The organism is Flavobacterium sp. (assembly GCF_044338735.1).
In the GTDB taxonomy this organism is placed as follows: Bacteria; Bacteroidota; Bacteroidia; order Flavobacteriales; family Flavobacteriaceae; genus Flavobacterium.
This window is the reverse complement of sequence record NZ_JBIIWV010000074.1, coordinates 1-10,274: the sequence shown is the minus strand read 5'-3', so window position 1 is coordinate 10,274 and position 10,274 is coordinate 1. Positions and strand designations below refer to the sequence as shown.

Genomic DNA, 10,274 nt, shown 5'->3' with positions numbered 1-10,274 from the left:
ACGCCAACTAATGGTAGTGGAAATATCGTACCAACTGGAACAACTTATACTTGGACTATCAGTACAAATGCAAATATCACAGGTGCAAGTGCTTCTACCACTGCTGGAATTAGTACTATTAGCCAAATACTTACCAATACATCTAATACGGCTCAAACTATTACTTACACTGTAACACCAACTTCTGGTGATACCGGGAATTGTGTGGGAAGTACTTTTACCATAACTATTGTTGTAAATCCGAAGCCTTCTATTTTAGCTACTACTCCAACTATTTGTTCGGGAACTGCTTTTTCGGTAACTCCTGCTAATGGTAGTGGAAATATTGTACCAACTGGAACAACCTATGCCTGGACTACACCAATAAGTAATCCTGTAGGAGCCATTACTGGTGGAACAGCTCAAACAACAGGTGTAGCTTCAATTAGTCAAATACTAACCAATACAACAACAGCACCTGCTACTTTAGAATATACTGTTATACCAACTTCAGGTGCTTGTGCGGGTACTCCTTTCACCATTACTGTAACGGTAAATCCTACACCAACAACTTTAGGACTTACCAATCAAACCTATTGTAATGGAGCACCAACAACTGAAATTGTATTAACCAATGGGGTTTCTGGAACTACCTATGCATGGACAAACTCCAATACAGCTATCGGTTTAGCTGCTTCTGGAACTGGAAATATTCCTGTGTTTACGCCTACCAATAGTGGTACAGCTCCAATAACTGCAACGATTTCTATTATCGCAACAGCAAATAGCTGTTCTAGAGTAGCAGAAACATATGTCATTACCGTAAACCCAAGTCCGGCGGTTACCTTCTCACCTGCCAATCAAATCATTTGTTCAGGTGATACTTCGGCTTTAGTAACTTTAAGTAGTACTACTTCTGGAGCAACTTTTGCTTGGACCGCTGTGCAACCAACAGGAATTACTGGAGTAACCACTTCGGGAACCAATACCATACCTGCTCAAATTTTAGTAAATGCTACTAATGCACCAATAACGATTACTTATGCAGCTGTAGCATCAACTAACGATGCTTCTGCGTGTGCTGGAATTACCTATAATTATACCATTACTGTAAAACCAAGACCAAATATTACCGAAAGTTTTACTGATGCAATTTGTAGTGGTGGTTCGTTTTCAATAACACCAGCTAATTCAACTTTAAATAGTATTCCCATAGGAACTACATATTCTTGGGGGTCACCTTTGGTAACTGGAGCAATAACAGGTGGTGCTATTGGTGGAAATCAAACAACTATTGGTGGAACATTAATAAATCCAACCAATACCGTTCAAACAGCAACTTATACTGTTACACCAATTTTTAATGGTTGTTCAGGAAGTAATTTTACCGTTGTAATTAGTGTGAATCCGAAACCTTTTATTGCTAATGTAACACATCCTGCTATTTGTTCTGAAACAGCATTTACCGTTACACCAACTAATGGTAGTGGAAATATCGTACCAAGTGGAACAACTTATACTTGGACTATCAGTACAAATGCAAATATCACAGGTGCAAGTGCTTCTACGACTGCTGGAATTAGTACTATTAGCCAAATACTTACCAATACATCGAATACGGCTCAAACTATTACTTACACTGTAACACCAACTTCTGGTGATGCTGGTAATTGTGTGGGAAGCACCTTTACCATAACTGTTGTTGTAAATCCGAAGCCTGCTGTTTTAGCTACTACTCCAACCATTTGTTCAGGAACTGCTTTTACGGTAACTCCTGCCAATGGTAGTGGAAACATTGTGCCAAGTGGAACAACCTATACCTGGACTACACCAATAAGCAATCCTGTAGGAGCCATTACTGGTGGAACTGCTCAAGCTACAGGTTTAGCAACTATTAGTCAAACACTAACCAATACAACAACAGCACCTGCTACTTTAGAATATACCGTTACACCAACTTCAGGTGCTTGTGCGGGTACTCCTTTCACCATTACTGTAACGGTAAATCCTACACCAACAACCTTAGGACTTACCAATCAAACCTATTGTAATGGGATACCCGCCACTCAAATTGTATTAACCAATGGAGTTTCTGGAACTACCTATGCATGGACTAATTCTAATACAGCTATCGGTTTAGCTGCTTCTGGAACTGGAAATATTCCTGTGTTTACACCAACAAATATTACAACAGCACCTATAACTGGAACGATTTCTATTATCGCAACAGCAAACGGCTGTTCGAGAGTGGCAGAAACGTATATTATTACCGTAAACCCAAGTCCGGCAGTAAGCTTCTCGCCTACCAATCAAACGATTTGTTCAGGTGATACTTCGGCTTTAGTGAATTTAAGTAGTACTACTTCTGGTGCAACTTTTGCTTGGACCGCTGTGCAACCAACAGGAATTACTGGAGTAACCACTTCGGGAACCAATACCATACCTGCTCAAACTTTAGTAAATGTTACTAATGCGCCAATTACAATTACCTATGCAGCTGTAGCATCAACTAACGATGCTTCTGCGTGTGCTGGAATTACCTATAATTATACCATTACTGTAAAACCAAGACCAAATATTACCGAAAGTTTTACTGATGCAATTTGTAGTAGTGGTACGTTTTCAATAACACCAGCTAATTCAACTTTAAATAGTATTCCCATAGGAACTACATATTCTTGGAGTACGCCTGCCGTTACAAGTGGAATTACTGGCGGTGCTTCTGGAGTAAATCAAACAACTATTGGTGGAACATTAATAAATCCAACCAATACCGTTCAAACAGCAACTTATACAGTTACACCAATTTTTAATGGTTGTTCAGGAAGTACTTTTACCGTTGTAATTAGTGTGAATCCGAAACCTTTTATTGCTAATGTAACACATCCTTCTATTTGTTCAGAAACAGCATTTTCAGTTACGCCAACTAATGGTAGTGGAAATATCGTACCAACTGGAACAACTTATACTTGGACTATCAGTACAAATGCAAATATCACAGGTGCAAGTGCTTCTACCACTGCTGGAATTAGTACTATTAGCCAAATACTTACCAATACATCTAATACGGCTCAAACTATTACTTACACTGTAACACCAACTTCTGGTGATACCGGGAATTGTGTGGGAAGTACTTTTACCATAACTATTGTTGTAAATCCGAAGCCTTCTATTTTAGCTACTACTCCAACTATTTGTTCGGGAACTGCTTTTTCGGTAACTCCTGCTAATGGTAGTGGAAATATTGTACCAACTGGAACAACCTATGCCTGGACTACACCAATAAGTAATCCTGTAGGAGCCATTACTGGTGGAACAGCTCAAACAACAGGTGTAGCTTCAATTAGTCAAATACTAACCAATACAACAACAGCACCTGCTACTTTAGAATATACTGTTATACCAACTTCAGGTGCTTGTGCGGGTACTCCTTTCACCATTACTGTAACGGTAAATCCTACACCAACAACTTTAGGACTTACCAATCAAACCTATTGTAATGGAGCACCAACAACTGAAATTGTATTAACCAATGGGGTTTCTGGAACTACCTATGCATGGACAAACTCCAATACAGCTATCGGTTTAGCTGCTTCTGGAACTGGAAATATTCCTGTGTTTACGCCTACCAATAGTGGTACAGCTCCAATAACTGCAACGATTTCTATTATCGCAACAGCAAATAGCTGTTCTAGAGTAGCAGAAACATATGTCATTACCGTAAACCCAAGTCCGGCGGTTACCTTCTCACCTGCCAATCAAATCATTTGTTCAGGTGATACTTCGGCTTTAGTAACATTAAGTAGCGCTACTTCTGGTGCTATAATCACTTGGACTGCAATACAACCTGCTGGTATTACTGGTATTTCTAATATAAGAACCAATATCATTTCTGAACAAATTTTAGTAAATTCTACTAATGCACCAATAACAATTACCTATTCTGCTACAGCAACTACAAACGATGCCTCTGCTTGTGCGGGAATTACATATAATTATACAATTACGGTAAATCCAAGACCTGCAATTGAAAATCAAGCATTTGTAATTTGTAGTGAGCAAGGCTTTACTGTAGCACCTGTTGATGGTGTACCAAATGCAAATACCATTGTCCCTTTAGGAACAACCTATACTTGGATTATAAGTACCAATACGAATATAACTGGAGCTAGTGCAGGAACTGGTAGTCAAATTAGTCAAGTGCTAACAAATACAAGTGCCACTATACAAACAATCATATATACGGTTACGCCAACATCGGGTTCATGTATAGGTACTCCATTTATCATTACTGTGGAAGTATACCCTAAACCAAATGTAATTTTTGATGTAGCCAACCAAACCATTTGTAATAACACAGCGACTAGCTTAGTTACATTAAGTTCCTCGTTACCAGGTGCCTTAACTTATGCTTGGACAGCAAACATTCCAGTAGGTATCAGTGGTGCAATTGCTTCAGGAACCAATACTATTCCCGTGCAAACGTTAATCAATTCAACCAACGCACCTTTAACTATTACTTACACAGCTGCGGCGACTTTTACCAGTAACGGAAACTCATGTACTGGAAATAATGCTTTTTATACCATTACGGTAAACCCAACATTTACAGCTTCAGGCGTGCTTTCTAACTATAATGGATATAATGTAAGCGTCTTTGGAGGTAATGATGGTACCATTAATTTAACGGTTGCTGGTGGTGATGGTACCTATACTTACAATTGGGTAGGACCAAATGGTTTTACCGCAACTACTGAAGACTTAACCGGTTTATTTGCAGGAATCTATACTGTAACAATCAACGATGGATATTGTGCGCCTATTATATTGACATTTACTCTGACCCAACCACCTGAACTTTTAGTTCAACAAGATTTAGCGTTAAACATTAACTTACTTTGCTTTGGGGATTCAAATGGTGCAGTAGGAATTTTAATCACGCAAGAATCGGTTAGCCCATATGATTATACTTTATTAAATAGTGCCAATGTAATCGTGCAAACCATTACAAATTCTACAAATTTAAATCCTCAATTTACTGGATTGATAGCAGGAACGTATTCTGTTTTAGTAACAGATGCTAATGGCGGAACAAAAACAGTAACCGGATTAGTGGTTTCGCAACCAAATGATATTGTAATTACACCTACAATTACTGAAATTACCTGTTATGGAGCAAACAATGCTTCTATCACACTAACAGTAACTGGAGGAACAGCACCATATCAAGCCAATTGGAGTAATTTCGCTACCGGTTTCTATCAAAATAATTTAGCGGCCGGAAGTTACACTATCACCATAACCGATGATAATGGTTGTACTAAACCAATAACAATAAATATAATTGAAGCACCTATATTTACAATTAATCCTGTTGTAACAAATATTTCCTGTTTTGGTGCCAATAATGGTAGTATCAACTTAAATTTAATTGGCGGACTAGCACCGGTTGTAGTTTCATGGAGTGACGGAAGTACTGCTGGAACCGTTAGAAATAACTTACTTCCAGGAACATATAGTGTTTCTATTTCTGATGGTACTCCTTGTTACATCAACAGAACGTTTATTATTGTAGAACCGCAACCTTTAGTCTTAAACGCAACCATACAAAATGCGTTGGATTGTTTAATTCCATCAAGTGGCGCCATTAATTTAGTCGTTTCTGGAGGAACCCCACCATTTACCTATGCTTGGTCAAACGGAGCTACAACAGAAGACATAACTGCGATAACTAATGGAAATTATTCTGTAATAGTTACTGATAGTAGAGGTTGTATAAAAACGGCTTCCTATACTGTTTTTAGACCACAACCATTAATCGTAGTTTTAGATCAAAATTCGCAAGTAAATTGTGCAACGGGAACTGTAACTAATCTTTTCAAAGCAAATGTTTCGGGTGGCATGGCTCCGTTCACAATTAACTGGTCGAGCGGAACAGTTTCTGGAACGAATAACGAATTCATGTCTACTACTCAAAACGGATTAATCACAGTAACCATCACAGACGCTAACGGATGTTCTACATCGCAAAGTGTTACTATTTCGAATCCTATTATTGGAAATACAGGATTTGGACAAAATTCATTTGCCTTCACAACCTATGGGATTTATTCTATTAATGATCCGATTCAATTTACCAATACCGCTACGGGTGATTTTGTAAGTGTAGCTTGGAATTTTGGTGATGGAATCTTTTCAACCGAAGAAAATCCAATTCATACTTATGTACTAGAAGGTAATTATATCGTAACTCAAACGGTAACCTATCCTCTAGGATGTATCAAAACTAATATAATCACGCTTATCATTACAAAAGGCTACAAACTAATGATTCCATCTGGTTTCACCGCTAATGATGATACTATTAATGATACTTTCAAGCCAGAATTTGAAGGATTAGAAAATATTTCTTTACAAGTTTATGACACTTGGGGTAATGTGGTTTATTATGAAAAAGGGGAAACTATTGTGGGTTGGAATGGCCAAATAAACAATGTTCCTGCAGAAAACGGTAACTATTATTATAAAGTAATAGGCACTACATTTTATGGAGAATTAATTGAAAAAAGCGGTCCATTTACATTAATAAAATAAGATGACTAAAGTATATACTTATATCGTAATTGGATTAGTGATGCTTAGTGTTAAAAGTTATGCGCAAGATCCTATTTTTACGCAATATTTTTTAATTCCAGAAACACAGAACCCAAGTTTTACCGGATTTTTAGAATCTACAAGTGCCGGCGTTTTTCATCGTTCTCAATGGGTAAGTTTGAATCTAAAAGTAGATACTGATTATGCTTATTTTAGTACGTATTCTGAAGAAGCTCAAAGCGGAATTGGTGTTAACTTTCTAAATCATCGTGAATCATTTACAGGGTATAATTATGTACAAGCAAATGTGAATTATGCTTACAATATTCAATTAGATTATGATTGGTATTTTAGACCTGGAATTGAAGTTGGTTTTGGAAGTAAAAGTTTTGGATTTCAAAATTTAGTCTTAGGTGATCAAATAAATATTGGGAACGAAACAATTAATCCAATAAGTATTGATCCTTTACAAGTAAAAAATAGGCTTAATTTTTTAGACATCTCTGCAGGATTATTGTTTCATAATAACAACTTTTGGATTGGCACCTCTGTGAAGCATTTAAACCGTCCAAATATTTCTTTTGTAGAAGAAGGCAATGTTCCTTTAGATATGTTTTTTAGTGTCACTACCGGATATGAATTTGATATTGCATCTTATGTTGACCCTGTATTTTTACCCTATGAGACACGAATGATGCTGACCGCAAATTTTATGAAACAAGCGCAGTACAATAGATTAGATATTGGAACCGCATTAATTTTTAATAATTTATCAATAGGAACTACTTTTGCTTTAAATCCGATGCCACAAAGCACAAACAGCCCGTTTCTAGGATCTATAAATTTTTTCACTGGTTTGCAATATGAAAAGTTTAAAATCGGGTTATCCTATGATGCAATTACTTCAAAAATTGGGAAATCAGGCGGTACTTTTGAACTTGGTTTAGTCTACCAATTTGATCTTGACGCCCGTAAGTGTTTTGGATGCCCTATAAATGAATAATCCTATTGTTTTATAGCCGTTTCAAAAGGAATTCGATTGAGTAAACTTCTTCCTAAAGTTACTTCATCGGCATATTCTAATTCGTCTCCCACAGCAATACCTCTTGCAATAGTTGATGTATTAACCGAATATTCTTTTATTTGTTTGTAAATATAGAAGTTTGTAGTATCGCCTTCCATTGTGGAACTTAATGCAAAAATAATTTCGGACACTCCTCCCCCTTTTACCTTTTCTACTAATGAGGTTATTTTTAATTGGGAAGGACCGATGCCTTCAATTGGCGAAATTTTACCTCCCAATACATGATAAACTCCTTTGAACATATTAGTATTCTCAATAGCCATTACATCTCTAACATCTTCAACCACACAGATAATTGATTTATCTCGAGAAGAATTGGAACAAATAGAACATACTTCAGCATCTGAAATGGTGTGACAAGTAGTACAAAACTGAATGTCCTTTCGCATCGTTGCCAATGCTTGGGCTAATTCCTCTGTTTGTTCTAGAGGCTGTTTTAATAAATGCAACACCAATCGCAAAGCAGTACGTTTACCAATTCCTGGTAATTGTGCCATTTCATTGACTGCGTTTTCTACTAATTTTGAAGGCAATTCCATTTCACAAAAGTAACAAATTTTACTCGTTAGTTTATTTGAAAAAGTGAAGATTATTTATGTAAATTGCCACATTAAAATTAAATAGAAAAATGAGTCCATTTGCAATTTTATCGTTAATCGTAGTTTACTTTGGTTTACTTTTTATCATTTCTTATTTTGTAAGTAGAAAAGATAGCGGAAATGAAGCGTTTTTTAAGGCCAATAAAAATTCTAAATGGTATTTAGTAGCCTTCGGAATGATTGGTACGGCTTTATCTGGTGTAACTTTTATTTCGGTGCCAGGCGAAGTAGGAAATCCAGATTTACAATTCAAATATTTTCAATTTGTTCTAGGGAACGCTATTGGATTTATCATTATTGCTAAAGTATTGTTGCCGCTTTATTATCGCATGAACCTTACTTCAATTTATGGTTACATTGAACGAAGACTGGGTGCTGTAAGTTATAAAACCGCTGCTTCCATTTTTCTAATTAGCAGAACGATTGGTTCGTCATTTAGATTGTATTTAGTAGTTATTGTTTTACAACGTTATGTATTTGACTATTATGGAATTCCGTTTGCATTAACTGTTCTAATTTCGTTAGCATTAATTTTTGCTTATACTTATAAAGGCGGTTTAAAAACAATCATTATTACCGATACGCTTCAAACATTTTTCTTAGTTTCTTCGGTATTTTTAACGATTATATTTATTTGCAATCATCTTGATTTGAGCTTTTTTGAAGCCTTTGAAACCGTAAAAGAAAGTCAGTATTCTAAAATATTCTTTTTTGATGATTACCAAAGTGGTAATTATTTCTGGAAACAACTTCTAGGCGGAATCTTTGTGACCATTGCAATGGTAGGCCTTGATCAAGATTTAATGCAAAAGAATTTGAGTTGTGCAACTATTGGCGAAGCTCAGAAAAACATGTTTACGTTTACAGGAATTTTTGTTATTATAAATATTTTCTTTTTAAGTGTTGGAGCGTTAATATACATCTATGCTGCAAAAAACGGCATCGATGTTCCTCTTGACCTTGTTTCAGGAAAACCAAGAACCGATTTATTATTTCCAGAAATTGCTTTTAATCATTTAACATTGATTCCAGCCATAGTATTCTTATTAGGATTAACTGCTGCTACTTTTGCCACAACCGATTCTGCTTTAACCGCTTTAACCACATCATTTTGTGTTGACTTTTTAGGTATGGACAAAGCTGCGAATCAAAATAAACCCAACATTGTTAGAAACCGCCATTTAGTGCATATTGGCTTTTCATTATTGATGTTTATTGTAATCTTAATTTTTAATTCGCTCACAGATCAATCGGTAGTATCAATGATTTTTACTGTTGCGAGTTATACCTATGGTCCTTTATTAGGTTTATATGCTTTTGGATTGTTTATAAAATCAAAAACAGTTCACGATAAGTTAGTTCCCATCGTTTGTATAATTGCACCATTAGTTACTTATTGGATTTACAGCAATGCTACCGAATGGTTTTCTGGATATGTTTTTTCGGTAGAAATTATTATCATCAATGGAATACTTACACTGATTGGATTACTTATTATTAGCAAACCAACCCAAGAAAACACCAGATATTAAAATTGATTAGTCGCAAGCATTACTAATGTACACGCTACTTCATAACTAATCTTATTTTCTTTCAAAATGGCAAAAAATTCAGGATTTTCTGTGCCAGGATTAAAAATAACACGTCTTGGATGTAAGGATAAAATATAATCATAGTATTCAGGCTGTACCTTCGCATTAATGTACAATGTTATAGTATCAATACCTTGAAATGCTATTTTTTCGGTTTCAATGGGAACATCGAAAGCAATTCCCTTTTGCGCACCAATTGCAACTACTTGATGACTTTTATCGACTAAATTGTGAATGGCTTTATAAGAGTAGCGTTCCTTATTTGTTGAAGCGCCTATTACTAATGTTTTCATTATCTTATATTTTTTATAAATTTATGAAATAATCTTTACACAATTACCGATAGAATTCTAAAATTTTATTTCACTCTAAAATTGTTTTGTATCTTTACAAAAAATCAGATATGGAAGTATTCGTTTATTTATT

General features: G+C 35.8%; 5 protein-coding genes. 3 read left to right on the top strand and 2 right to left on the bottom strand.

The window, feature by feature from the left end:
• Together ACIQZC_RS06350 and ACIQZC_RS06345 are read left to right on the top strand one after the other, a co-directional pair.
• A partial coding sequence (locus tag ACIQZC_RS06350; RefSeq protein WP_396138398.1) for a PKD-like domain-containing protein occupies positions 1 to 6,573 on the top strand: 6,573 nt, incomplete at its 5' end.
• Between the two features lies 1 nt (position 6,574).
• Positions 6,575 to 7,576: a PorP/SprF family type IX secretion system membrane protein gene (locus tag ACIQZC_RS06345; protein ID WP_396138397.1), complete on the top strand. Its 1,002-nt coding sequence runs from the start codon at positions 6,575 to 6,577 to the stop codon at positions 7,574 to 7,576.
• Positions 7,577 to 7,578: 2 nt separating this feature from the next.
• Here ACIQZC_RS06345 and recR read toward each other — a convergent pair whose 3' ends face one another.
• A complete protein-coding gene (gene recR, locus ACIQZC_RS06340; protein ID WP_396138396.1) occupies positions 7,579 to 8,196 on the bottom strand; it encodes a recombination mediator RecR in 618 nt (205 codons plus the stop codon).
• A gap of 89 nt (positions 8,197 to 8,285) precedes the next feature.
• Between recR and ACIQZC_RS06335 the strand changes: the two genes are divergently transcribed.
• Positions 8,286 to 9,788: a sodium:solute symporter gene (locus tag ACIQZC_RS06335; RefSeq protein ID WP_396138395.1), complete on the top strand. Its 1,503-nt coding sequence runs from the start codon at positions 8,286 to 8,288 to the stop codon at positions 9,786 to 9,788.
• Here ACIQZC_RS06335 and ACIQZC_RS06330 read toward each other — a convergent pair.
• Positions 9,785 to 10,141, bottom strand: a complete 357-nt coding sequence (locus tag ACIQZC_RS06330) for a CoA-binding protein (RefSeq protein WP_396138394.1) — start codon at positions 10,139 to 10,141, stop codon at positions 9,785 to 9,787. The two genes, ACIQZC_RS06335 and ACIQZC_RS06330, sit on opposite strands and share 4 nt — an antisense overlap.
• Between the last annotated feature and the right edge of the window lie 133 nt (positions 10,142 to 10,274).